The sequence below is a fragment of the uncultured Psychrobacter sp. genome, assembly GCF_947495825.1.
Classification (GTDB): Bacteria; Pseudomonadota; Gammaproteobacteria; order Pseudomonadales; family Moraxellaceae; genus Psychrobacter.
The window spans coordinates 576,641-602,035 of record NZ_CANMAH010000001.1 but is presented as its reverse complement, the minus strand read 5'-3'; the positions used below and the strand labels follow the sequence as shown (position 1 = coordinate 602,035).

Genomic DNA, 25,395 nt, shown 5'->3' with positions numbered 1-25,395 from the left:
CAAATATACTGATGCCCTTGGCCCAACCATAGAAATAAGGATATTATATGGTCCGTTTTAAGTTTCCAACCGCGTATACAATTTTGTTCTCTCTTATCATCTTGATGGCTGGGTTGACTTGGATTATTCCTGCTGGTCAATATGAGATGGCGCTCAATGAAGAGCTTGGTCGTGATGTACCAGTGGCAGGCACTTATCATCTGATAGAGCCAAATCGGCAAGGTCCGATTGATGTCTTGATGGCACCTATTAATGGTTTTTATGATAATGAGACTGGTGAGGCTAGAGCCGTCGATGTGGCGGTATTTGTACTTATCATTGGTGCCTTCATTGCAGTTACTACTAAAAGTGGCGCTCTTGATGCTGGTATTACTCGCTCTATTGCCGGTTTAAAAGGGCGAGAAAAATGGATAATTCCCATACTGATGGGGCTCTTTGCTATTGGAGGTACTACTTATGGCATGGCAGAGGAGACCCTTGCATTTTATGCAGTCTTGATTCCGGTGATGATTGCTGCTGGTTACGATGCACTAACTGGCGTTGCGATCGTTATGGTTGGTGCTGGCATTGGTGTGCTTGGTTCTACCATTAATCCGTTTTCTACGGTTATCGCTGCTGATGCTGCTGGGGTAAACTTTATCGAAGGTATATGGCTGCGCATCATTATTTTAGTTGCTGGCTGGGCATTATGTACCGCTTATGTAATGCGCTACGCAGCCAAAGTCAAACGTGACCCTTCAGCTTCTTTAGTCGCTGACCTTAAAGAATCTAATGAAAAACATTTTTTAGGTCATGATCAAGCCGAAAAAGAAATTCCGCAATTAACAGGACAGCGCAAGCTGATTCTACTTATCTTTTGTCTAACTTTTATAGTATTGATTTATGGCGTGGCTATAGTAGGTTGGTGGATGGCCGAAATGGGGGCATTGTTTCTTGGCGCTACTATTTTAATTGGCCTTATCGCTCGTATGAATGAAGAAGAGCTGACAGGTACTATTATAGATGGTGCTCGCGATCTACTCGGCGTGGCAATAATCATTGCTCTTGCCCGTGGTATTGTAGTGATTATGGATCAAGGTAACATTACACCTACTATCTTGCACGCTGCTGAAGTGAGCATCAAAGATGTGTCAGAATATGCTTTTATCAACGGGGTTTACTGGATAGAGATGCTGATGTCCTTAGTAGTGCCATCTTCTTCTGGTTTGGCCGTATTATCTATGCCAATTATGGCTCCTTTATCTGACTTCGCTGGCGTTGACCGCTCTTTGGTAGTCACAGCGTTTCAGTCTGCATGTGGATTACCCAACTTAATCACTCCTACCTCAGGGGTCGTAATGGGAGGCTTAGTTCTTGGTCGTGTGTCCTACGGACGCTGGTTCAAATTTATGTGGCCACTGATTTTAATGCTGATCGTACTAGTAACTATTGTGCTTAATGTAGGTATCTTGATAGGATAGATATAGCTATTACTATTCAAATGCATGGTTTGGGTTAAATAAAGCAGGAGACTATAAAACACAAAAAAGCCCCTGATATCAGGGGCTTCGATGGCTCTATAAAATAATATAGAACTGGGTATTGGTACCAGTGGTCGGACTCGAACCGACACGCTTTTAAAGGCAACGGATTTTGAATCCGTCATGTCTACCAATTCCATCACACTGGCATGTTAGAAGATAATGTTTATTGGATAAATATTATCGAATTGGGCTACAGGGTTAACTGTATAGGCTGCGTATTATAACAGCCTATTTTTAGCCGTCAAGAAATATTTTTATAAATTGTACTTTATTAAATTTAGCCTTAGCCAAATTATCCCACAAAGGCACGCTCGACTGCATAATCTGCCTGTACACCCATGCGTGGTGACACAGTAAGACCAAAGCCATCTAATATCTCTGACACTTCCGCATTAAAGGGCATACTACCGCATAGCATGACACGATCATCGTCTTTATTCATTGGAGGCAGACCAATGTCTTCAAACAGTTTGCCTGATTTCATCAAGTCGGTGACGCGTCCGGTGTTTCTGAACTCTTCACGTGTGACAGTCGGATAGTAGATGAACTTTTCGCGGTACCATTCACCAAAGATTTCATCATTTGGCAGCTCATTTTCGAACATATCTCGATAAGCCAAATCATCAATATGACGTACGCCATGGACCAAAATTATTTTCTCAAAGCGCTCATAAACTTCAGGATCACGTGCCAACGCTAAGAACGGTGCAAGTCCAGTACCTGTTGATAGCATATAAAGGTGCTTACCTGGTAATAAATCGTCAAGCACTAACGTACCTGTTGGTTTTTTGCTGACTAATAGCTCATCGCCGACTTTGATATGCTGGAGGCGTGAAGTCAATGGACCGTCTTGGACTTTGATAGAAAAGAATTCTAAATGCTCTTCATAGTTAGGACTAGCAATCGAGTAAGCGCGCAGTAATGGTCTACCATCGATAGCGAGACCAATCATCGCAAACTCACCATTACGAAAACGTAAACCGTCATCGCGCGTGGTTTTGATGCTAAATAGAGCGTCATTCCAGTGATGAACCTCTGTGACCGTTTCGGTGCGAAGTTTTGACATAAAGTCCTCGTTAATAGATTGCTGACTACGTTAGTAGGTTTAAATGAGTATTAAATTAAAATTTTCAACGGTAGATTCAATATTCTAAAAGTGTATGTCGCTTATAACCACCATCAAAACTATGATAAAGACAGTGAGCGCCATCGCTTAAAATCTAAAATATTTAACTTATTAATCTTGGGTGTTATGAGTTCAATAGCATCATGAATCAGGCAAATAGGCTGCATTATCAACCGCTATTTTAACATTATTATCAAGCGTTATAAGGAGGCCTGAATGCCTATTAAGTCTTTGTATAGAGACGCTAGTATACGAATACAAACGATTCTCAATAAATTCCACGCTCATAATACCAAACTTTAAAATAAAAATCCGCTCAGGGGCTCTAAGCGGGCATGATAAAATAGAATATCGTTAGTAAATATTTTTGTATAGTTAGCTCAATATAAAAGAGTTATAGCGGGATTGAGACAGGTTTTTTGGAGAGTTTTATGTCAGGTAACGATGTGTCAGAGGGCTATGCGTCAGAGCATTGTACGTCAGATAGCTACCATCAGGCGCCAATTATTGGCTACCATCGCGCGCCGCTGTCACAGAAGTTTGGCGTGCCCAGACAGCCAAATCTGGTGGCATTGACTAGCGTGATTGAGATGTTAGCGCCTTACGATACACCAGCGGCGTTTGTCGGATTAGAAGCCTTTAGTCATATTTGGCTCAGCTGGCAGTTCCATCATAACAATTTACATAAAAGTGGTCAGGTAAGCAAAGCTAGTCATGGGAGTACAGAAGAGCATGCTAACAAAGCGGACAGTAGTTTTCGCGCGCAAGTACGACCACCACGACTAGGCGGTAATCAGAAGATAGGGGTGTTTGCCAGTCGCAGTATGTATCGACCATCAGGTTTAGGGCTGTCTGTGGTTAAGCTTAAGCGGGTTGAGGTGGTAGAAGGTCGCGTATTACTGATCATTAGCGGTGCTGATATGATTGATGGTACGCCAATTATCGATATCAAACCCTATGTCGCTTATAGCGACGCTGTTATTGAGGCAAAAAGTGGTTTTGCACCAACTGCGCCGGCGCTGCTGAATGTGACGATAACTGAGTCTGCTTACAAGCAATTTATGAATTTGGTTAAGATAGGGCAGTCTGACAAAACCAACCATCAGGATGTTGGTACAAATAATGCTACGGTATTATCGATGGTTTGCAAGATACAAAACCAATTGCTCACCTCTGATATCGACTCTATAAAAGCCTTAATCGCGCAAGATCCGCGTCCTGCGTACCGCCGTACGGAGATAAACAAAGTGTTTACGATGCGCTATAAGTCTGTGGATGTGAGCTTTCAGTTGATAGAGTCAGGGCAGTTACAAATCATGGCAATTGTAGAAGTAGCTTAGTTTTTTTAAATAGTTAGCTAACCAATGCAAGCAGTAGTACTCATTTTACCTAGATTAAAAAGAAGAAAAATATGTCCGCTCCGCAGTATTCGATAGTGATTGATTTACGTTGGTGTCTTGATGAATTACTGGCAGATAGGGTGATTGATCAGCGTGGCTACAATTTGGTGATTACCAGTCGCCGTGATAAGGCGCAGCATCCGCTACTGACGATAAGTGAGTTTGGTTTGCCAAATGGTCATGCGCTTGATAACAGCTCTGAGAGCAAATTGACACTGTCATGGCTCAATCAATGGCTGGCCGCCAAAGCAAATATGCCCATATTTCGCATTGATCCGTTAAAGGTTGATGTACCAGCGGTAACACAGCTGATGTCTTTTGAGTATGCGCGCTCGCAGCATATTTTGCCGATTGAGGTCACATCAGATGAGGTTATCATCGGTACAGATCAGCCGTTTTATACCGATTGGCACACAAACATCGAAAAGCTGATTAAGTCTAAAAGCTATCGCACGGTTTATATCAATCCTGAACAAATTAATCGCTATCGGCAAGAGTTTTACCAAGTCACGCAAGCGATCGCCGGGGCAAATAGCGTGCATAAGCGTGCGGCCGCTGATGTGACTAATGTCGAAGCTTTATTGCAGTTAGGCGACAACACCAATCCAGATGCCAATGACCAACATATCGTCAAAGTCGTCGATTGGCTGCTGCAATATGCCTTTGAGCAGCGCGCCAGTGATATTCATTTAGAGCCGCGCCGTGAGACGGGCAAAGTGCGCTTTCGAATTGATGGCGTGCTGCATACTGTCTATGAGATGCCACTTGCGATTATAGTCGCGGTGACTGCACGTATTAAAATCTTGGGTCGTCTTAATGTGGCAGAGAAGCGTAAACCGCAAGATGGCCGCCTAAAAACCCGTACGCATAATGGAATGGAGACTGAGCTGCGTCTGTCTACTATGCCGACTGCCTTTGGCGAAAAGCTGGTCATGCGCGTCTTTGACCCAGAAGTACTGGTGCGCTCGTTTGCTCAGCTTGGCCTGTCAGGTAAGCAGCTTGAGACTTGGCATGAGCTGACAGCGCATCCAAACGGCATTATCTTGGTCACAGGTCCAACCGGCTCAGGTAAAACCACGACGTTATACAGTACGCTCAAGCAGCTGGCGACCGAGCAGGTCAATGTCTGTACTATCGAAGACCCTATCGAGATGATTGAGCCGGCCTTTAACCAAATGCAGGTCAATACAGGCGTGGATTTGCACTTCGCTGATGGTATTCGCTCTTTAATGCGTCAAGATCCAGATATTATCATGGTCGGTGAGATTCGTGATGCCGAGACTGCCAACATGGCAGTGCAAGCATCCCTGACCGGACATTTGGTGCTCTCAACGTTGCATACCAATGATGCGCCAAGCTCCATGACTCGTTTGCATGATTTGGGTGTCCAGCCGTTTTTGACTTCGGCAACTATCTTGGGCGTGATGGCGCAGCGCTTATTACGTACATTATGTCCGCATTGCAAGCAAGCAGTTGATGTCACGTCAGATAGCGAGATAGCGATTCAGTGGCAGGAGTTAGTACAGCCTTGGCGCGCTGCTGTGCCAGCACAAATTTATACAGCGCAGGGCTGTGAGCACTGTCGCCATACAGGTTATCAAGGCCGCGTTGGTCTGTACGAGATCATGCCATTGTCAAATAAGCTAAAAAAGCTGGTCGCCGCCGATGCCAATTTGGATACGCTCAAACAACAAGCGTACCGCGAAGGCGTGCAACCACTGCGCTTATCTGGGGCGAAGCGTATCAGTGAAGGGGTGACGACCATAGAAGAGGTGATGCGTGTGGTGCCACTTAATTAGCTATTATGGTTTAAGTTATTTTTAGCGCTCCCAGCGTACATTTTGGCGAATAATCTTGGCAGGCGTGCCCGCAACTATACAGTTTGGTGTCTCTATCGGTTTATTGACAAAAGCGCCTGCCGCGATGATACAACCACTAGCAATAGAGACGTTTTTAGAAATGGTAACATTGGCGGCAATCCATATGTGATCTCCTAAGACAACATCAGCATGAGCATCATTCAGTCGCGCATTAGAGTCTATATCATAGACCTTGTGGACGTCAGTCGCCCGAATTTCAATGCCGCGCGATATCATGCAAGCGCTACCAATGGTCACGCTCTTATCGCGTGCCAAAATATAGCAATCTATGGCAGTGGTACGCGCACCGATATGAATGTGGAGATGGTCGCCAACGATTAATAATTGACCAGAAAATTTGACATGATCTGCGATAGTGATTTGATTGTGACTGCCATTGATATCGATTTTTAACTTGTTAAACTTACCATGCTCACCAATAGTGATTTGATTGTCATGACCTTTACGAATGGTAATAACTGAATGTCCAATAATACGCGCATCTGTAGCAATATCGATTTGATTGTCGTGTCCGTTGTCCTGCAATAAGAACCGTTGCTTGTACAAATACTTAGGTAGCAGAGTTTTCAATATAGGTGCTAGGGTCACGGTTTTTTTATGATTCATAGTGATAAGGCTTGTGAAAGGTGAATAAAGGATGCGATATTTTTTCCAGCTATACGCCATTATTAGCGTCGTGGGTTTATAAGGTTTTAGCCGTGTTTGCAGCATCTATAGTGCCAGGTTAAGTTTTATAAATAGCTAGCCTGATAGTTTACTGTTAAAGAACGCTTGAAAACAGTGCTATTTAGAGCAATAAATAGTATAACGATTACCAAATCCATATTTTAAAAGATTTTACTTATTAACGAGATTGTTTATGTTTACTGATACCCACTGCCATCTAAACCGGTTAGATTTAACCAAATATGATGGTCAATTAACTGGTGCGATAGCCGCTATGAAAGAGGCCAATGTCACGCGCGCGATGGCGATTATGTGTGATTTTGCTGAATATGATGAGATTGCTGATATTGTCCGCACTTATAATGACGAGGCGCTAAATCTTGGTATGAGCGTTGGCATTCACCCTTGTGAAGATATTGGTGTGTTGCAATCAGCGACGGTCGAGCGTTTGATAGAGACCGCCGACGCTGAGCACGTCTGGGCGATAGGCGAGACGGGGCTGGACTATTACTGGTCAACAGAAAACAAAAAAGAGCAACAATCTAGCCTTGCGCGGCACATTCATGCTAGCCAAAGCTTAAAGAAACCCCTAGTTGTACATATGCGTGATGCCAAAGAGGATACTATTGATATCTTAAAAGTAGAAGGTGCTGAACATGGCATTATTCATTGCTTTACCGAGGACTGGGAGACGGCAAAACGTGCGCTGGATTTAGGGTTTTATATTTCATTCTCAGGCATCGTGAGCTTTAAAAGTGCGCAAATGATTCAAGATGCTGCGCGCAAGATGCCTAAAGACAGAATACTTATCGAAACAGACAGCCCGTATCTTGCACCTGTGCCCAAACGCGGTAAGCCCAATGAGCCGGCGTATGTTCCTTACGTTGCCAATTATCTTGCTGATATGTATGGCTGTAGTAGCAATGAAGTAGGAGCGCTAACTGCAAAAAACTTTGAAAATTTACTGGCACAGTACCATTAAAATCGTTATGCTATGACCAGTCAGTCATTAATTGTATAGTCTTTTCGCCGTGTATCCCATTATTAGGTATAAGAGCGTAAGCTTATGATTATGCATAACTATAATTAGTTCGCTATAAAAACGTTACAACGTATTAGCTTTATTCGGTATCGACTATATTAAGCGAATATAAGTATAGTAGCTATTTATAGTTCATTATAGTTTTCACGTAGTTTTTACCCTGACATTACCGTTTCACTATCTATTGTACTGGTTATCGCAATATGGTCACGTGCTTATTTTGACCAAGTTTTAGGAGAGATTATGAGTCGTCAACATCAGTTTAAAGCGCGCGAAGAGAATATCTTAGCGATGGCTGAGCAGTTATTACTTGAGTCAGGCGACGGTGATATCACTTTAGACAGTTTGGCCGATCAACTAGATTTGGCAAAGGGGACGCTATATAAGCATTTCTCGAGCAAAGATGAGCTGTATCTGCGTATTATTATTCGTTATGAAGAGCAGCTGTTTGAGATAAACCGTATTGATGATTGTCCATCAGCAGGAATTGCGCGGATGATATTTCAGCAACTGCTCAACCCGCAAAAAGCCATGCTGCTCAATCAAATAGAAGAACGTCTGGCAGCTTCAGTGACTGGTCTTAATCGCCTGTTCGGTGAGCTATATGATATTCGCCGCCAGCGTATGAAGCGATTGCTAGATATTATCAGCATTTATCTAAAAGATGAGCGTAGTAGTTTGAGCACTCGTGATTATTTGTCTTCCATTTGGGCGATGGGTCAAGGCGGGGCGGGGCTGTTAAATTCCAGTTTTTATCAGCGTTATCTAGGTCGCCGCGATACTCTACGTTATGTCTTTGTGCAGCAGATGCTTGAGTTGCCCAGTCATTATCCAGCTGATGCGACGGACCAAGATGTATTGGATGAGGACATGCAAGAATTGGTTGAGCAAATTGATACAGAATCAGAAGAACATCGTAATACGACTTATTAATAACAGGTATAACATGCCGATCACTGCAAAGACCCATTCCAGCTCAGTGGTCGAGCATGCTTTTTACCCCTCAGAGTATAAGCTATTTGACCTAGGCAACGACTCAGCTATAAAGTTGAGTCATTGTTATTGTGATCTTTCTAAGTATTCTCAAAAAAACTATTCACAGAAAGAACATTTCCAAGCATTACCTATCCACGCATTACCTAATCCAGCACTTTCTTCAAAAAATGTATTGCCCATACTAGCACGTGCACAGACTGGTTTTACTCTAGTCGAAATCATGGTGGTCATGGTTATCTTGTCTATATTTGCTGGCATGATTGCTATATCAGTCGGTAGTAGTGAGTCTCGAAAAAACCGCGCCTTTTACGAGCATCTTACTGACTCATTAAGCTATGTCAGACTACTGGCAGCTGAGCGTATGCAGCCGATGGGATTAAGCTTGCAAGCAGACAAGCAAGGTCAAGTAACGCCCGTTATCATGAGTTTATCAAACCCTTATATTAGCTATCAGACTCAATCGGTAACACCAAACGGCGATAGTACGCCCAAAAACGCGATGGAGTTGTCTGCAGATTTGTCCGGTATGTCAGGCATTAATGGCGACAATCCACCAACGCCCAGCTGGGAGCTAGAGACAGAAGTCACGTTGCCACAAATGCCAGCTGGGGTCAGTTTAAGCATTCAAAGTCTGAAGACAAGCAATGCATCGGGACTTGAGTCCACCCAAGTTTTGCAGCCTTGGTTTAATGGGCAGGCAGTGCCGCAGGTATTATGGTTTGGGACAGGGCAGGCCACTCCTGTCACAATCGAGGTGCGTCATCAATCGCGCTTAGTCGGAGAGGTCATTACTATCATGCCAGATGGTAGTATGACGATAGGTCAAGGACTGTAGCAGATGACGAAGAGAAATAAACCAAGAGCGCACATGACAACTCATAGCACACGTCAAACCTCACTATCAAAGCGTGAAGATGGGTTTACATTGATTGAGGTAATGGTAGCACTCGCGATATTAGCAGTGGTCGCTGTTGCCGCTAGCCGAGCTAGTAGTGCATATTTAAGCTCGGTTGAGGTATTACGTACGCGCACGCTTGCACACTTTGTGGCACAAAACGCCGCGGCTGATTTGCGGATTCAAGAGTCGTGGTTGACGGCCAATAGCACGCAAACGGTGGATGCCCAAGGCCGCACGTGGCAAGTAGCCATGATCGTTAATAATACTTTGTCGCCAGCGCTCAAGGAAGTAAATATCAGCGTCGCTCCTATTATTGATGGACAGGTGCGCTCAGCGGTGACAGATATCGATGTGATCTTATGCAATACAGAACAAGATGTCGGTAGCTTAGATCTGAGTAGTTTAAATCCAAGTGGAGGCAACTTGTGAGGCAGCAGCGCGGCTTTACCTTACTTGAGCTTATGGTCGCGATGGCGATATTTGCGATACTTGCCGTCGCAGGGTGGCAGGTTTTTGACGGGGTCAACCGTGCTCGTGAGCGGGCACAGTTTCATGCCGATCAGCTCGCGGTCTTACAATATGCGTATTTGCAATTGCAACAAGACATGGGTCAAATCGTTGCCTATCAAGTACCCTCTACGCAAAATAGTAGCGCGAATGGCTCCAATCTAAATACCAATACCAATACCAATAGCGAGCAAGACTCTGTAACTGCTGAACCTTTTATGAATTTAGATGGTGAGCAGATTAGCTTTGTGCGTTTTGCTGATCCGGACCCGCGCTACCAAACCAGTCCAAGCTTGCAGCGTGTGGAGTATGTCTTTACAGATCAACGTCTTATTCGGCGACAATACCATAGTATCGAAAGTGGGGCTGATAGCGTCAGCCTAGATACAGTGCTTCTTAACGGTGTCACAGCAGCGCGCTGGCAAGCCTACTTACCTGAAATCAGCAATAGCTTCCCTAATACAGACCGCCAAGTCGGTAATAATGAGAACAATAATAGCGTTAATACTGCTTTTGATGAAGCAAAGACTGTCTTACTTCCCAAAGGAGTAGGGATAAGTTTTACTTATCAAGATATGCCGATTACTTGGCAATGGGCGCTTGCGCCGCAACCTTTGCCAGATAATAGTAGTGGACTTAATACCAACATAGGCGGTAATAGCGATAACGAAAATAACCCTGATAACATGACAAACGGCCAATAATAGGAGGCGCTTATGACAATGACAGCAAACACCCAGCGCGGCGTGGCCTTATTGACCATCTTGCTTTTGGTTGTCAGTATTACAGTGGTAGCAGGGGCAATGCTTGCGAGCCAAAAAATCGTTATTCGTCGCAGTGGGCTACTATTTAATCAAGATCAGTTACTACAAGACCTTGAGGCAGGAAAGCAGTTAGCGATTACCATTATTCGTGCTGATGATAAGCTAAATGATAACGATAGCATGCAAGATATTTGGGCGCAGCCGTTGCCGCCTTATACTTTAGGGTCGCATAGTATCACTATTGAGCTACGTGATGAGGCCAGTCGTTTTAACATCAATAATCTTTATCATGATGACGCAGTCGATACCGATGCATTGGAGGTATTTCAGCGTTTATTAACCCAATTAAACCTAGAGCCTGAAATCGCGATCGCGGTACTTGATTGGCAAGACCCTGACAATCAAATTTATAACGATGGCGGTGATGAGAGTGTCTTATATGGTGAGCAAACAAATATTCGCGCAAATAAAGCACTGCCCAATCAACCATTGGTCAGTATCGATCAACTCCAAGAGGTACGCGGGGTAAACGCTGATACATTGGCAATTTTGCGCCCGTATATTACCGCGGTCCCTTATTTTGTGCCAATTAATATTAATACAGCAAGCCCTGTACTGTTAGCAGCATTGATGGATGAGGCGACCCCACAGCAGATGCAAACCCTGACAGATTTGCGTGCACAACAAGTATTGGTCTCTATTGATGACTTATGGCAGCTACCACCATTTATCAGTATGGGTACTGAGGCGCGTCAAGGGTTTGAGTCGTTATTAGCGGTGGATAGTCAAGCGTTCAGAGCGCTTATTACTGCAACTGGTAATAGCGATGTAGGCGTCGCGCCGCAGCGATTTGCAACGGTATTAATCAGTAAAACGAACTTTAATAATGACGACGATATAGATAATAACGATGTTAACAACAGCGGTAACAATAATAGCAAAGCTAAGACCGTAACAGTCGTAGCACAGCGCTCATGGGCATTTCGTCCTAGTTTTTAACAGCCAGTATCATTATTCAAAAATGCATTGTTAATCATTAAGCTGCGTCTTCTCGCTTGACTTCCAATTATAAGCACCATAAAACAACATTTGCGCTTGGCGCGTACAGTTATGTAGCATTAATTGTTTTTTCTCTTCGATTTCTGCTGGATTCATCTCATCGTCATGCTCCTCAGAATATGTAAGCTCTAACCAATCAATAATCCAAGAAAAAAACATATTGACCCCAGCTTCGGCCAATAAACGCCGGTCATAATCGTTGATATGCGTAAAGGCAGGCTGCAGTGCTAAATCCTCTCCCAAGATTTTTCCATGCATCTTTATCAGATTGCTGATGGCTTTACGGACAGCTTCTGAGCCACCAAAGCGCTCACTGACCAAAAACTGCCAATAACGAGGCTGTGCATTGACGGTTTGTAAAAATAATTGAATGCTTTTTGCAATTTGACGATCAAAACTGCGTTTGCGACCGATCTGTAGACCATCACGTAAGATAGCAAGGGTACCGCCTAGCTCTTCGACGACTAATGCTTCACCCAATGACTCCATGTCATCAAAATGACGATAAAAGGCAGTCGGCACCACACCAACTTCACGAGTTACTTGTCTAAGACTGATGGAGCTAAATGATTGTCCGGTGATGCATAAGTCTAGCACTGCATTAAAAAATGCTCGCCGAGTTTGAAGCTTTTTTTGTTCGCGACTGCTCATAATATTTCAAAATTACCTAATAGATGTTTATCATACTCATTTCAACGCAAAAATACGAATGAAATACGCGGTCAGCGTCGATACTGACAGCGAGATTATCAAACCATTGTACCCCAATGCCCCTGCAACTCTTGCGCCAACCTATAAGCTTCATGATCATTCATACCCGTAATAAAATCTAGAATATTTAGAATATTATGATAAATATCATCCCTCAGTATGCGTCTGTTTTCATCAAGATGGGGCTGCAACAAGCTTAATAAGCGTTGCTGTTCAAAAGGTTTTGATGCATTTGTATGTGCCATCCATGCCAATGGCATAAATGAGTCAAGTAGACGATGCAAGCACTGGTTTGCCATAAGCTCCATGCGAACTTTACTAGGATGATTAAATATCTGTTCGCGTGCTAACTGCTTGGCTTGATTAATACCATTTTGCACACTTGCATCACAATGCGCAAATAGACTGCCATTGAGAGTTCCAGCTAGTAATTTATCGCTATTTACCACAAAAGCATCGGTCACGGTGTTGACCAAGCGCATCATTGCACGTGCTCGCAGTGAGGCTAGGCTCTGTCGGACAGAGAGCTGTGCAGGTAAATCTATACTACTAGGACGCTCACCAATCAACTCATAAAATATCGTCGCCACCTCATTATAAGTGAGCATATTTAAATTGATTCCATCCTCTAGATCTATAAGCGCATAGCAGATATCGTCTGCAGCTTCTAGCAAGTAAGCCAGCGGATGACGTGCAAAACCATCGTGTTGCTCTGAGCGTGGCAATTGCAAACAGTCCGCCAATTGCTGCAACTGTCCAGCTTCACTATAAAAGCAGCCAAATTTTTGTATTTTAGGGATAGGGTCGTTTTGATAAGCGCTCTGATGCTGGTTGCTGTTTATTAGAGTGCTATTTATCGGATTGCTGTGCGCCGCTAACCATGGATATTTCATAAAGGCACCCAAAGTCGCGCAGGTTAGGCGCATACCGCCTAGGTCAGGATGGTGCTCATTACGAACCAATAAGCGAAACCCTTGTGCATTGCCTTCATAGGCAAACAGATCAAGACGCTCGTCGTTGCTGATATTCTGCAAGATGGTTTGGCGATTAGGATGCATAAACCAATCACGAATGGCGTACTCTCCAGCATGGCCAAAAGGTGGATTGCCAATATCATGCGCAAGACAGGCGGCTTGCACGATGACGCCCACATCTGCTGGCGTGACACCTGCAGGCAAGCCATTGCCTAGTTTATCATGAAGCTTTTCTGCCGCCATGATTCCTAGTGAGCGCCCAATACAAGACACTTCTAAAGAGTGAGTCAGGCGTGTATGAATGCCCAGCTGATTGGTTAATGGATGGACTTGAGTCTTTTGATTGAGCTGGCGAAAGGAGTGCGAGAACACCAAGCGATCATAATCTTTATGAAAGGAGGAACGAGCACTATCTTGGATAGGAGCAGGTTTTACACTACCTAAACGCTGTGCGGTGAATAACCTTGCCCAATGATCGGCTGGGGTAGCTGGTTTATTAAAATGAGCGACCATAGTTTATATTCCATCATTATTATCATTAACATTATCGTTTTTTGAGATTTATTTTATAAAAATGGGCGATGTCTCATACGTGATGTTTGACATCAGTTAAGTCAGTATAATAAAAAAAGCCAGCGCGAAGGCTGACTTTTGGTTGTACTATGCTAAGACTGTGTAAGTCAGCCAACAGGCGAAATACCTACACTGTTGGGACACTTATACATTAAAGCGGAAATGCATCACGTCACCATCTTGCACGATGTAGGTTTTGCCTTCTAGACGTGATTTGCCAGCGGCAGCGGCACCTTTTTCACCATTGTATTCGATAAAGTCATCATAAGCGATGACCTCAGCGCGGATAAATCCACGCTCAAAGTCGGTATGGATAACGCCCGCCGCTTGGGGAGCTGTGGCACCAATAGCGACAGTCCAAGCACGCACTTCTTTAACACCAGCGGTAAAGTAGGTCTGCATATCGAGTAAGTCATAACCACCGCGAATTACTTGGTCTAAACCTGCCTCTTCCATGCCCATGTCTTCTAAGAAGTCTTTTTTGTCATCTTCATCCAGTTGCGCGATTTCAGACTCGATTTGGTTGCATAAGGCAATGACGATAGAGTCTTCGCCTTTAGCGTAGTCGCGCACAGCATCGAGATAAGGGTTGTCTTCAAAACCATCCTCAGATACGTTGGCGATATACATGGTCGGCTTTAGGGTGATAAGGCCATAGCTTCGGATTAGCTTTTGCTCATCTTTATCCAGACCAGCTGCACGCGCCGCTTTGCCTTCAGCCAGTAACGGTTCGATTTTTTTGAACACATCGAGCATGGCTCCAGCGTCTTTATCACCGCCCTTGGCTTTCTTGGTTAAGTTAAATACTGCACGCTCAACGGCTTCAAGATCAGCGAGAGCCAGTTCAGTATTAATGGTTTCGATATCATCGATAGGGCTTACGCGGCCATCGACGTGTACGACGTTGTCATCATCGAAGCAACGTACCACATGAGCAATCGCGTCAGTCTCACGAATGTTGGCCAAAAACTGGTTACCCATGCCTTCACCTTTTGACGCGCCAGCGACAAGGCCTGCGATATCGACGAATTCCATGGTCGTGGGTAGCACGCGCTCGGGATTGACGATGTCCGCCAGCTTTTTTAGGCGTGGATCTGGTACAGGCACAATACCAGTGTTGGGATCTTTGGTACAAAACGGGAAGTTTTCAGCGGCGATTCCCGCTTTGGTTAAGGCATTAAATAAAGTGGACTTACCCACGTTTGGTAAGCCGACGATGCCGCAGTTAAAACCCATAATAATCTCTCAATGTTTTGATAAAACCGTCTCCAACTTTTAACTTAATGTTAGCTTAGGTTTTCGCTCAGCTTAACTTTTGGCAAAAGCAAAAAGCTGGACTAAAGCCATGACTACGATAACGATGGTTAAAAAGCTAAGAATCAGACAGTTAATTGGTTTGATATGATATAAAAATTGGCGCTATTGTAGCAAAAATTACCCAACAGCGGGCGGATAGATGAGCTAATTTTCTGGTGTTTCAGTGACCCCAATCATCACACCCATCTCTTTTTTATCATGTTTATCGATACTAGGCGCATATAGTGCTGATGCAATACCGCCATCTAAAAATAACGCATTCGGACAGCTTAAATCATCCTTAAACAACGAGGCAAACTGATAAAACGTCACAGGCTCATCGCTATTGACAAACTGTATGCTGCCATCACTACAAACGCCGGATCCGTTACGAAACTTACTTGAGGTGCTATCAGGATTAAACTGCGGATGTATCTTACCGTTGATAACTAGCATTGGTCCTGATTGCGTGGCGTACCAAGGCTTCGCTTTGCCACTATTAAGCTGCTTAGCTAAAGCATTACTTTCAGTAATCTGCACATTACCAGATTTATCCCACCACATAACCCCATTAGGTAATAAATGAAAATTACCGCCGCCTTCGTTTAAGTTTAAGGCGCGAATCTCATCACCTTCGATGACCGTGTAACCAATCGGCGCGTAACGCTCATTGTACATACCTGCGTTCATGGCAAAAACTAAATTCTGGGTCTTTGGCAGTGTATTCACTAAATTGGCAAAGGTGAGCAGTGGTTTTGAGCCACCAGAGGGTTGCCAAAACAACTGTAAAGAGTAGCGTTCGCTATTTAAAGCCTCAGCATCGATGCTACAAGCGCTATAAGTAAAGGGTAACTCTTGCGACTGGCACACCCAACTTTGCGTACCAGTATCAGACTTATCAGCGCCTATCGGTTGGCAAGCACTGATACTTAAGGCGAGTAAGGCCAGTGCTAAGGAAGATATAGAGTTTGGCATCAATCCGTTGTCTTTTATCATATAAATAATAGTGATAGCGTATTATCTTTAAGCTATTTTTAATGGTCAGCAGATGGAAAGTCGCGAAAGGTATTGTTTACATTACCAATTAGCTGACCGCCATCGACTTCATCATATTCTGAGCTATCAACGGTTTCTTCTGTGGGAGCACTAGTTTCTTTACCTTTATCACGCGAGTCTTTGTTATAAGCAATCAAAGCATCGTTGTTGGCTAAAAAGCTATCAGGATTGGCCATCACCCACATCTGATTGAATACGTCTGCGCGGGCGCTGTGATCGAGTAAGGCACCTTTATCCGTAAAATAAAAGTACTTCGATAGTAGTTTAATTTGTCCATCATCAAGGCGGCGTGCAATATGATAAGGCTGCAATTGACTTGGATGTTGCAGACCGACGGCACCGACGATACTGGCAAGCGATTTGAGCGTATTTTTATGAAAGCTTGCGACGCGTTCGGCTTTGCTCGGTACATCCAGCGCTTTTTGACGATACGGATCTTGGGTCGCTACGCCTACAGGGCAGGTGTTAGTATGACATGAGCGCGACTGAATACAGCCGACGGCAAACATAAAGCCACGTGCTGAGTTACACCAGTCAGCGCCCAAAGCAATCATCCGAGCAATATCAAAGCCTGAGACAATCTTTCCACTAACGCCAAGCTTAACCTTGTCACGGATACCTGCACCAACCAAAGTATTGTGTACCAACAAAAATCCTTCAACCATTGGCATGCCGACGTTGTCCATAAACTCAACAGGTGCCGCTCCCGTACCGCCTTCAGCGCCATCAATCACGATAAAATCAGGATAATTGTCAGTCTCCATCATGGCTTTGACGATTGCCATAAACTGCCAAGGCTGACCAATACACAGCTTAAAGCCGACGGGCTTGCCACCTGATAACTCACGTAACTGCTGCCAAAACGCGACCAGCTCGCGCGGGGTACTAAATGCCGTATGAGAAGAGGGTGACACGCAGTCTTGACCCATAGGCACGTGGCGCGTTTCAGCAATTTCTTGCGTGATTTTTTCGCTTGGTAGTACACCGCCTTTACCAGGCTTTGCGCCTTGTGAAAGTTTAATTTCAATCATTTTTACTTGTGGATCGACTGCTTGTTCGGCAAAGGACTGGGGGTCAAAGTTGCCATTTTCATCACGGCAACCAAAATAACCCGTACCAAGCTCCCAAATCAAATGACCACCGAATTTGCGATGATAAGGACTAATCGCACCTTCGCCCGTATCATGAGTGAAGCCGCCCATCTTAGCACCCTGATTGAGCGCCATAATGGCATTGGCAGACAAGCTTCCAAAGCTCATCGCTGAGATATTAAATACCGACATATCATGCGGCTGCTGACAACGCTCACCGCCGACCATGATGCGAAAGTCTTTATTCTCTAAGGGCTGGCTGACTGCCGACTGTAAAAACCATTCTTTGCCATGCGTGTATAAGTTATCTAATGTACCAAAAGCATTGGTATCACTAACATTTTTGGCACGCTGATACACAAGGGCGCGCTGCTGACGCGAAAACGGTACTTGTTCTTTATCATTTTCTAGCAAATACTGCCGAATCTCAGGACGAAAGTCCTCGAGTACATAACGGATATGACCTGCGACAGGATAGTTGTTTAGGATAGAATGTTTGGATTGAATAAGGTCGTAAATACCTAAACCTACTGCCAAGCCGCCAATAACAATCAGCCACCAATTGACTAATAATAGTCCTGCCAAAAAAATTAAAATAGCGGCACCAAAGGTGCTATAGCGCAGCAGTAAACCAACCAGATAAGGAGAGCTGGTCTTGGATTCAGGATTTAGATTGGTACGAGATTGGGGCATAGCAAGGCTCAACAGTAATACGTAAAGATTAAAGAGGCAACAATGATTGAAAGAGCAAGTAGATCAAAAAACCGCTTTTTCATCATCATTATTAAGCGCAAATAACGCGCTCAGATTTATCGCCTACATCATACACGCATGATGTCATGACGTCGGTATCAATGGGTAACAGCTTGCCAAAATAATTTTTGTTAGGAGCGGAATTAGTTCGGTTGCACAAATAAGTAATGACAGTAGATGCAATAAAGTGATTAAAAATAGCCCATATGCTACTTTAAATAGTGAAACCATCGAGTAGGGTAGCCATAATACTTTAATAAAATATCTCGATGAAGATATGCTGAAAACTATTGATCCGTTTGACGCAGTATAACTGGCGTATGTCATTGAGGTGTGTATCAGCCATAAAAACCAAGCGGCGGCGGGGCGTTATTTATATGCCAACTCCCGCGATAAGCTCAAAAGCCCCAATGATAGTGATCGTTTGCGTAAGTATTTGCTTAAATTCGGGCTTAGATTTGATGAGCTGGGGTAGAGTTTAAAAGCATTGTTTTTGCTGATTGAATATTAAAATAAAAGGAAGTAGTTATGAGTGATCCACGATGACATCTGTGGCGGCGATCCTTACATTGCTCATGTTCGTAATCGCTATAAGATTAATGCCAATGGTTCAATAATGATTTACAGCGTTAAAGATGCTAAATATCAACCGCTTTAATCCCCACGCCCAATCCGCTCTGCCAACGCCTGCAATCTCGGTACAATCTTCGCCGCATACTCATCTGCATCCCAATTCGCCCTTGGCACGCTGGCATTCAACGAGTATTCATAAAGACCGGTGGCTACATCAAAAACCCCAACCGCAACTGCTAAAATATCAGGAGAGTACTCACCATCAGACAGTGTATGACCATGCTGTTGATAATATTCTGCTGACTGATCTAGTGCTGTTTGCGCATGGCTGTAATCTATGGTGGATAAGCTATCTTGTAGATGTGAGCGAATAAGTGCTTGTCTGGTCGGTAAGCTTGCTGCATAAAAGGCACGACCAATGGCTGTCCGTGCTACTGGGACGGCCGAGCCAACTTGTAAGTTGACTGATAGGCGAGCGGGGCTACGGCAACAGGCGAGATAACGCATTTCGCCTTCAATTTCTGTGGCTAGGTTCACTGACACTTCGTTTTGTGTTGCAAATTGACGTAGCAGAGGTTCAGCAAACGCCACCGCATCATGACGACTCCATGCCGCCGCGCTCAGTCGTACCGCGCTACTACCCAGCTCATACTGACCGTGTGCGGTAATACGCAAAAACCCAAGCGTGGTTAGAGTGTAAATTAACCGAGTAATGGTCGCTTTTGGTAGTGCTGTCATCTGACATAATTGCTGATGACTTAACTGGTCTTGATGTTCAAAGGCAGCAAGTAAAGACAAGCCACGACCAAGCGCTGTGACAAACTGCCTGTCTTCTTCCTCTTTGCTCTGAATAAGAGCACTATTCATCCGTTCTAATAAAGGCTTAGGTTCTGGCAGGTTCTTTGGCATTTTTTGACCATATATATTTAAAAGGGTTTACAAGAAGGATAAATTTTGCTTAAATAGTTTTACATTATGAAACTTAGTTTCACATAGTGGAACTAAGTTGTCAAACAAAATTTGCTTGTCACTTAACTGATCGTATAAATAGCTTTGATGAAAAGCTAATGAACTGTTTTTTACAAGCCGTCTTAAGTAAAGGAGTACGACATGTCAGCACCTACCAACCTACGAACGAATGCCAGCCCAAGTTTTGATTGGGAAGACCCTTTTTTACTGCGTGATCAGCTTACTGACGAAGAGCGTATGGTCAGTGAAAGCTCGCGTCAGTTTTTCCAAAAAGAGTTGATGCCTGGCATTTTAGAGGCCAATCGCAACGAAAACTTTGATCGTAATATCATGCGCCAAATGGGTGAGATGGGCCTGCTTGGGGTGACTATTGAAGGCTATGGCTGTGCTGGTTTGTCGAGTGTGGCTTATGGTCTTATTGCCAAAGAAGTTGAAGCAGTAGACTCAGGTTACCGCTCTGCGATGAGCGTACAGTCAAGTTTGGTGATGCATCCTATCCACGAATACGGCACAGAGGAGCAAAGAGAAAAGTATCTGCCTAAGCTTGCTTCTGGCGAGTATGTCGGCTGCTTTGGTCTAACCGAGCCTGATTCAGGATCAGACCCTGCCTCTATGTCGACTCGTGCCCGTACTGTTGATGGCGGTTATGAGCTAACTGGTAATAAGATGTGGATTACCAATAGTCCTATCGCTGATGTGTTTGTCGTTTGGGCAAAGGATGATGAAGACAAGATTCGTGGTTTTATCTTAGATAAAGGTATGAAAGGTCTATCTGCACCGAAGATTGAAGGTAAGTTTTCACTACGCGCTTCAGTGACTGGCGAGATTGTCATGGACAAAGTCTTTGTTCCAGAAGCCAACGCTTTCCCAGATATTCGTGGCCTTAAAGGACCTTTTGGTTGCTTAAATAAAGCTCGTTACGGTATCGCATGGGGCGCTATGGGCGCAGCTGAATTTTGCTGGAAAGCGGCGCGTCAGTACACGCTTGATCGTAAACAGTTTGGCCGTCCATTAGCCGCGACGCAGCTCGTACAGTTAAAGCTTGCAAACATGCAAACTGAAATTGCCCTTGGTTTACAAGCAGCGCTACGAGTTGGTCGTTTGATGGACGAGCACAATGCAGCGCCTGAGATGATATCGCTAATTAAGCGTAACAACTGCGGCAAGGCGTTAGATATCGCTCGCGTTGCTCGTGATATGCATGGTGGTAACGGTATCTCTGATGAGTTCCATATCATTCGCCACGTTATGAACCTAGAAGCGGTAAATACTTATGAAGGTACGCATGATATTCATGCCCTTATCCTAGGACGTGCTCAAACAGGTATTCAAGCGTTTTATTAATCTAAAGCATTTGAGAATGTTTGATTAAATTATCACCCAGTATAGATGTTTAACGACTAACGTACGTTACTGTTTAGCCTTTAACACAGCGCTTAACATTAGTGTGCGTTTTTTTATAAGCTGAAATAACCAGTTAGTAAGATATTTCAGCACTTAGAATGATAAATATCTAAATGCTTCTAAAAAGGTAAGGGAATATCATGAATACAACATCGCAACCTTCTATGTCACAAACTGATGACCACGCAGCAAAAGGCGCACTGCATGGTATCAAGGTGCTCGACTTATCAAGAGTATTAGCCGGACCATCTTCTACACAAGTGCTCGCTGATCTTGGGGCAGAAGTCATCAAAGTTGAGCGTCCCGGTATCGGTGATGAAACGCGCCATTGGGCACCGCCCAAGTTTAGCGATGATACTTCTGCTTATTACGCAACTATTAACCGTAATAAAAAATCGCTCACAGTCGACATCACCACGCCAGCCGGACAGACTATCATTAAGCAGCTTATCGCTGATAGTGACGTTGTGGTAGAGAACTTTAAGGTTGGTGGTCTCAAAAAATACGGTTTGGACTATGAGAGCCTCAAACAAGCCAATCCGCGCTTGATTTATGCGTCATTGACAGGATTTGGTCAGACAGGGCCGGATGCCAAGCGCCCTGGTTATGATTATATTATTCAAGGCTTGTCGGGGCTGATGAGTATTACCGGTCCTAGCGATGGTGAACCACACAAGGTCGGCGTTGCGGTCGTCGATTTATTTGCAGGCTTGCAGCTGACCATCGGTATTCAGGCAGCACTATTGGCGCGTCAACATACTGGCCTTGGCCAGCACGTCGATGTGGCACTATTAGATAGTGCCTTAGCCATGCTGGCGAACGTCGGTATGAACCATTTGGCCTCAGAAAAAGTGCCGCCAAGACTGGGTAATCAGCATCCAAACATCGTGCCTTATCAAGTGTTTGCAGGTCAAGGTGAAGAGCACTTTATATTAGCATGCGGTAACGACAGTCAGTTTGCCAAACTTTGCGACGTACTAGGCGTAGACTGGCATACCGACAGCCGTTTTATGACCAATCCTGCCCGAGTGGCCGAGCGAGAGCTGCTATGCAGTGCGCTGGCTAAGAAGTTTGCTGAGCAGCCGCGTGCGTATTGGTTAGAGGCATTAGAGCAGGCAGGTATTCCTTGCGGTGCCATTCATAACATTGCTGAAGCTCTAGCGATGCCGCAAGCGCAAGCACGTGAGATGATTGTTGACTTTGCCGCACAAGGCAGTCCGGTAAGAGCGCTTGGTAGTCCTATTAAGCTATCAGCTTCTCCAGTAACTTATCGTACACCGCCGCCGCGACTAAGCGAGCATACCGATAGCACGCTTGCAGATCTTGGTTATGATAGTGAGACGATAGCCAAACTCAAAGCAGACGGTATTGTTTAGTTAAAATGGACGACAAAGTTAGGCTGAGCATGAAGGTATAAAGCCTAAGCGCTGCTCTATCTGTTTGGCAAGCTCGATCAGAACAGCGCTAACCTCAGCGCGTTTTGCTTCATATTCAATTTGCAAAAAGCTGACTGCCATGCCAGCGACTGCGTGTCCAGAGGCATTACGAATATAAGTACCTAAGCAATACATACCCTCGCGTAGCTGTCCATCATCTAATGAAATACGGCTGTCATGAATAGCTGCCATCTCATCGGCAAAGCTGACAAAGTTGTCGACGCCATTTGGGGTTAGCGGTTTAGGAAATTGCCCCTCATATATCGTCTCTATAGTATCTATAGGTAAGGTTGAGAGCATGGCTTTACCCGTTGCCGAAAATACGGCGGGCACACGTACCCCAGCACGGAAAGTAAAGCCGAGCGGCGCAGGGGCTTCATGACAGGCCAAAAATACCACTTCTCCTAAGTCCAGTTTAGATAGCGTGACGGTATGCTGTAGTAGGGCAGGATACTGTACGATTAAGTCTTTAAATAGCTGGATCACACCTTGTTGCTGCTCATATTTGCCTGCCCAGTACATCAAATAAGAGCCTAAATGAAAACGATTTTCAGCGTCTTTGTAGATTACATGTTTGGTAAGCAGGCTTTGCAAGATATTATGAGTTGAGCTACGAGGAAGTTCTAATTCTTTAGCAATATGAGCGGCTGTCAAAGGCTGGGCGCTTGCCGTAATCAAATCTAGAATCTGAAAAGTTTTGTCTAATGCAGGAACAGCGGTTGAGCTCATAAGTGGCCTATAAAAATGAGTAAAATTAAGAATAATAAAAATAAAGCGTTAAATGGTCATGAAAATGAGAATAAAGGTTGCAAAATGGATCCCATCATTCTTATAATGATGTCTCATATATAGAATCTATGTTCAGTATATTGAACAATATAACAGTTATCAATAATTATTTATGTAGAGTCGTATCAAAACGATCTCATTATTAAAGCTACTAATAACCGTTTTATCTACCTTTATAATATGCCATTAGTCCAATCGACAAGGAGCGTCAAAATGTCACAACGGTCACAATCTACTCTACAGTTGTCAAACCCAGACCTGCTTAAGCAACACTGCTTGATTAAGGATGGATGGCATGCTGCTAGTGATGAAGCCACTCTTGAAGTAAGTAACCCTTTTGGTGGGGACGTTATTGGCACTATTCCCAGTCTTACCACCGAAGACGTCAATGACGCTGTCGCCTATGCGCACGACGTACAAACAGCATGGGCTGCAAAAACACCAAAAGAACGTGCAGAATTATTGCAAAAATGGGCAGATCTCATTGATGCAAATAAAGAAGATCTTGCAATCATTATGACCGCAGAACAAGGCAAGCCTTTGACCGAGTCGCGCGGTGAGATTGGTTATGCCAATAGCTTTATTCGCTGGTTTGCCGAAGAAGGCAAGCGCGTTTATGGCGATGTGATTCCTGCTAATCAATCCCAACTGCGTCATGTCGTTCTCAAGCAGCCAGTCGGTGTTTGTGCAGCCATTACGCCTTGGAACTTTCCAGCAGCGATGATTACTCGAAAAGCTGCACCTGCATTAGCGGCAGGCTGTACGATGATTATCAAACCGGCCACTGAAACTCCATTTTCTGCGCTAGCCTTAGGTGCGTTAGCAGAGCAGGCTGGTATTCCAGCTGGTGTCATTCAAGTCGTTACTGGTAAATCATCAACGATCGGTGACATCCTCACAGGCGATACTCGTATTCATAAGTTATCATTCACAGGTTCTACGGAAGTAGGCCGTACTTTGATGGCTCAGTGTGCCCCAACTATCAAAAAGCTGTCATTAGAGCTGGGTGGCAATGCTCCATTTATCGTTTTTGATGACGCAGATCTTGAAAAAGCAGCCGAAGGCTTGATTGCTTCTAAATATCGTAACGCTGGTCAAACCTGTGTGTGCGCCAACCGTGTGTATGTCCAAGACAGCATCAAAGATGAATTTTTGGATGTGTTTGTCAAAAAAGTAGCTGAACTGAACGTTGGTAACGGCTTAGAGGAAGGCGTGGATATCGGTCCTTTAATCAACAAAAAAGCACTAGATAAGGTACAAGCACTACTCAAAGATGCATTGGATAAAGGCGCAACACTAATCGCTGGTGGTAGTATCAATAGCGCATCAGAGTTGACCTATAACCCGACTGTCATTACTGATCTTAGTAGTGATATGGACATTGCTCATGAAGAGATTTTTGGTCCTATCGCTACCATATTTACCTTTAACGACGAAGAAGAAGTGATTCGTAGAGCTAACGATACGATTTACGGATTGGCCGCTTACTTCTACAGCGGAGATTATGCTCGCTCATGGCGCGTCTCGGAAGGTCTTGAGTACGGTATCATCGGTCATAATACGGGACTTATCTCTACAGAAGTAGCTCCATTTGGCGGCGTGAAGCAGTCAGGATTCGGCCGTGAAGGTTCTAAATACGGTATCGAAGAATATGTTGTGACCAAGTATTGGTGTTCTGATATCAGTTAATAGTTTGTCTAGCGTATTTAGTTTTCGATAGTTAGTTTTTGACCCTCAGCTTTTTAAATAATTTACCGATTAATTTTAAGCTGAGGGTCGACGTTTTAAAGTTTTTTAGTATTAATTAAAATTAATACATTCTGGTATCTAGTATTTATTAGATAGATCGTTACTCAAGAACCGCCACTTAATAACTGGCACTTATGTTAAAAATAAAGAAAAGGACATT

Annotated in this window: 22 protein-coding genes and 1 tRNA gene; 13 read left to right on the top strand and 10 right to left on the bottom strand. The window is 44.2% G+C overall.

Going from position 1 to position 25,395, the window contains the following annotated elements; translation table 11 throughout:
• The first annotated feature begins 47 nt into the window (after positions 1-47).
• A complete protein-coding gene (locus Q0895_RS02460) occupies positions 48-1,460 on the top strand; it encodes a YfcC family protein (protein ID WP_299185233.1) in 1,413 nt (470 codons plus the stop codon).
• A gap of 122 nt (positions 1,461-1,582) precedes the next feature.
• Here the strand turns inward: Q0895_RS02460 and Q0895_RS02455 are convergent.
• Positions 1,583-1,669: transfer RNA gene (locus Q0895_RS02455), tRNA-Leu, on the bottom strand.
• A gap of 146 nt (positions 1,670-1,815) precedes the next feature.
• The gene (locus Q0895_RS02450; protein ID WP_299185231.1) at positions 1,816-2,589 is read right to left on the bottom strand and encodes a ferredoxin--NADP reductase; all 774 of its coding nucleotides are present in this window, start codon (positions 2,587-2,589) and stop codon (positions 1,816-1,818) included.
• 491 nt (positions 2,590-3,080) lie between these two features.
• Between Q0895_RS02450 and Q0895_RS02445 the strand changes: the two genes are divergently transcribed.
• On the top strand, positions 3,081-3,989 hold the full coding sequence (locus tag Q0895_RS02445; protein ID WP_299185229.1) for a tRNA (N6-threonylcarbamoyladenosine(37)-N6)-methyltransferase TrmO: 909 nt from the start codon (positions 3,081-3,083) through the stop codon (positions 3,987-3,989).
• A 71-nt stretch (positions 3,990-4,060) separates the two neighbouring features.
• Complete coding sequence (locus tag Q0895_RS02440; protein WP_299185227.1) at positions 4,061-5,848, top strand: GspE/PulE family protein; 1,788 nt, start codon at positions 4,061-4,063, stop codon at positions 5,846-5,848.
• A 21-nt stretch (positions 5,849-5,869) separates the two neighbouring features.
• On the opposite strand, the gene Q0895_RS02435 is transcribed toward Q0895_RS02440, so the two are convergent.
• A complete protein-coding gene (locus Q0895_RS02435) occupies positions 5,870-6,535 on the bottom strand; it encodes an acyltransferase (RefSeq protein WP_299185226.1) in 666 nt (221 codons plus the stop codon).
• 253 nt (positions 6,536-6,788) lie between these two features.
• Between Q0895_RS02435 and Q0895_RS02430 the strand changes: the two genes are divergently transcribed.
• The 6 genes from Q0895_RS02430 to gspK all read left to right on the top strand — a co-directional run bounded on the left by Q0895_RS02430 (position 6,789) and on the right by gspK (position 11,801).
• Positions 6,789-7,577, top strand: a complete 789-nt coding sequence (locus Q0895_RS02430) for a TatD family hydrolase (protein ID WP_299185224.1) — start codon at positions 6,789-6,791, stop codon at positions 7,575-7,577.
• A 303-nt stretch (positions 7,578-7,880) separates the two neighbouring features.
• Positions 7,881-8,570: a TetR/AcrR family transcriptional regulator gene (locus Q0895_RS02425; protein ID WP_058369688.1), complete on the top strand. Its 690-nt coding sequence runs from the start codon at positions 7,881-7,883 to the stop codon at positions 8,568-8,570.
• Positions 8,571-8,583: 13 nt separating this feature from the next.
• The gene (locus Q0895_RS02420; RefSeq protein ID WP_299185222.1) at positions 8,584-9,468 is read left to right on the top strand and encodes a type II secretion system protein; all 885 of its coding nucleotides are present in this window, start codon (positions 8,584-8,586) and stop codon (positions 9,466-9,468) included.
• A 3-nt stretch (positions 9,469-9,471) separates the two neighbouring features.
• Entirely contained in the window at positions 9,472-9,960 is a 489-nt protein-coding gene (gene gspI / locus Q0895_RS02415) for a type II secretion system minor pseudopilin GspI (protein WP_299185221.1), read from the top strand.
• Positions 9,957-10,742 (top strand): type II secretion system minor pseudopilin GspJ, encoded by a 786-nt coding sequence (gene gspJ / locus Q0895_RS02410; protein ID WP_299185219.1) that lies wholly within the window; start codon positions 9,957-9,959, stop codon positions 10,740-10,742. Before gspI ends, gspJ begins: the two co-directional genes overlap by 4 nt.
• Before the next feature lie 12 nt (positions 10,743-10,754).
• Positions 10,755-11,801 carry a type II secretion system minor pseudopilin GspK gene (gene gspK, locus Q0895_RS02405; protein WP_299185218.1) on the top strand — a complete coding sequence of 349 codons (1,047 nt, stop codon included), beginning with the start codon at positions 10,755-10,757 and terminating at the stop codon, positions 11,799-11,801.
• A 30-nt stretch (positions 11,802-11,831) separates the two neighbouring features.
• On the opposite strand, the gene Q0895_RS02400 is transcribed toward gspK, so the two are convergent.
• The 5 genes from Q0895_RS02400 to Q0895_RS02380 all read right to left on the bottom strand — a co-directional run bounded on the left by Q0895_RS02400 (position 11,832) and on the right by Q0895_RS02380 (position 18,255).
• Positions 11,832-12,512: a TetR family transcriptional regulator gene (locus Q0895_RS02400; protein ID WP_075103641.1), complete on the bottom strand. Its 681-nt coding sequence runs from the start codon at positions 12,510-12,512 to the stop codon at positions 11,832-11,834.
• 98 nt (positions 12,513-12,610) lie between these two features.
• On the bottom strand, positions 12,611-14,059 hold the full coding sequence (locus Q0895_RS02395; protein ID WP_299185215.1) for a deoxyguanosinetriphosphate triphosphohydrolase: 1,449 nt from the start codon (positions 14,057-14,059) through the stop codon (positions 12,611-12,613).
• 204 nt (positions 14,060-14,263) lie between these two features.
• Complete coding sequence (gene ychF, locus Q0895_RS02390; protein ID WP_299185214.1) at positions 14,264-15,355, bottom strand: redox-regulated ATPase YchF; 1,092 nt, start codon at positions 15,353-15,355, stop codon at positions 14,264-14,266.
• Between the two features lie 225 nt (positions 15,356-15,580).
• The gene (locus tag Q0895_RS02385) at positions 15,581-16,390 is read right to left on the bottom strand and encodes a phosphodiester glycosidase family protein (protein WP_299185212.1); all 810 of its coding nucleotides are present in this window, start codon (positions 16,388-16,390) and stop codon (positions 15,581-15,583) included.
• 59 nt (positions 16,391-16,449) lie between these two features.
• Positions 16,450-18,255: an FMN-binding glutamate synthase family protein gene (locus tag Q0895_RS02380; protein WP_299185210.1), complete on the bottom strand. Its 1,806-nt coding sequence runs from the start codon at positions 18,253-18,255 to the stop codon at positions 16,450-16,452.
• A 391-nt stretch (positions 18,256-18,646) separates the two neighbouring features.
• Here Q0895_RS02380 and Q0895_RS02375 point away from each other — a divergent pair, with 391 nt between their 5' ends.
• On the top strand, positions 18,647-18,790 hold the full coding sequence (locus Q0895_RS02375; RefSeq protein ID WP_299185209.1) for a hypothetical protein: 144 nt from the start codon (positions 18,647-18,649) through the stop codon (positions 18,788-18,790).
• A gap of 179 nt (positions 18,791-18,969) precedes the next feature.
• Here the strand turns inward: Q0895_RS02375 and Q0895_RS02370 are convergent, their stop codons facing one another.
• Positions 18,970-19,797, bottom strand: coding sequence for a helix-turn-helix domain-containing protein (locus Q0895_RS02370; protein WP_299185207.1), 828 nt, complete (start codon positions 19,795-19,797; stop codon positions 18,970-18,972).
• Between the two features lie 201 nt (positions 19,798-19,998).
• On the opposite strand from Q0895_RS02370, the gene Q0895_RS02365 reads away from it, so the two are divergent.
• Positions 19,999-21,201 carry an acyl-CoA dehydrogenase gene (locus Q0895_RS02365; RefSeq protein WP_299185206.1) on the top strand — a complete coding sequence of 401 codons (1,203 nt, stop codon included), beginning with the start codon at positions 19,999-20,001 and terminating at the stop codon, positions 21,199-21,201.
• Between the two features lie 200 nt (positions 21,202-21,401).
• The gene (locus Q0895_RS02360; protein ID WP_299185205.1) at positions 21,402-22,637 is read left to right on the top strand and encodes a CaiB/BaiF CoA-transferase family protein; all 1,236 of its coding nucleotides are present in this window, start codon (positions 21,402-21,404) and stop codon (positions 22,635-22,637) included.
• An 18-nt stretch (positions 22,638-22,655) separates the two neighbouring features.
• Here Q0895_RS02360 and Q0895_RS02355 read toward each other — a convergent pair whose 3' ends face one another.
• Positions 22,656-23,426, bottom strand: coding sequence for an IclR family transcriptional regulator (locus Q0895_RS02355; protein WP_299185204.1), 771 nt, complete (start codon positions 23,424-23,426; stop codon positions 22,656-22,658).
• A 273-nt stretch (positions 23,427-23,699) separates the two neighbouring features.
• Here Q0895_RS02355 and Q0895_RS02350 point away from each other — a divergent pair, with 273 nt between their 5' ends.
• Positions 23,700-25,175, top strand: coding sequence for an NAD-dependent succinate-semialdehyde dehydrogenase (locus tag Q0895_RS02350; protein ID WP_299185203.1), 1,476 nt, complete (start codon positions 23,700-23,702; stop codon positions 25,173-25,175).
• Positions 25,176-25,395 lie beyond the last annotated feature (220 nt).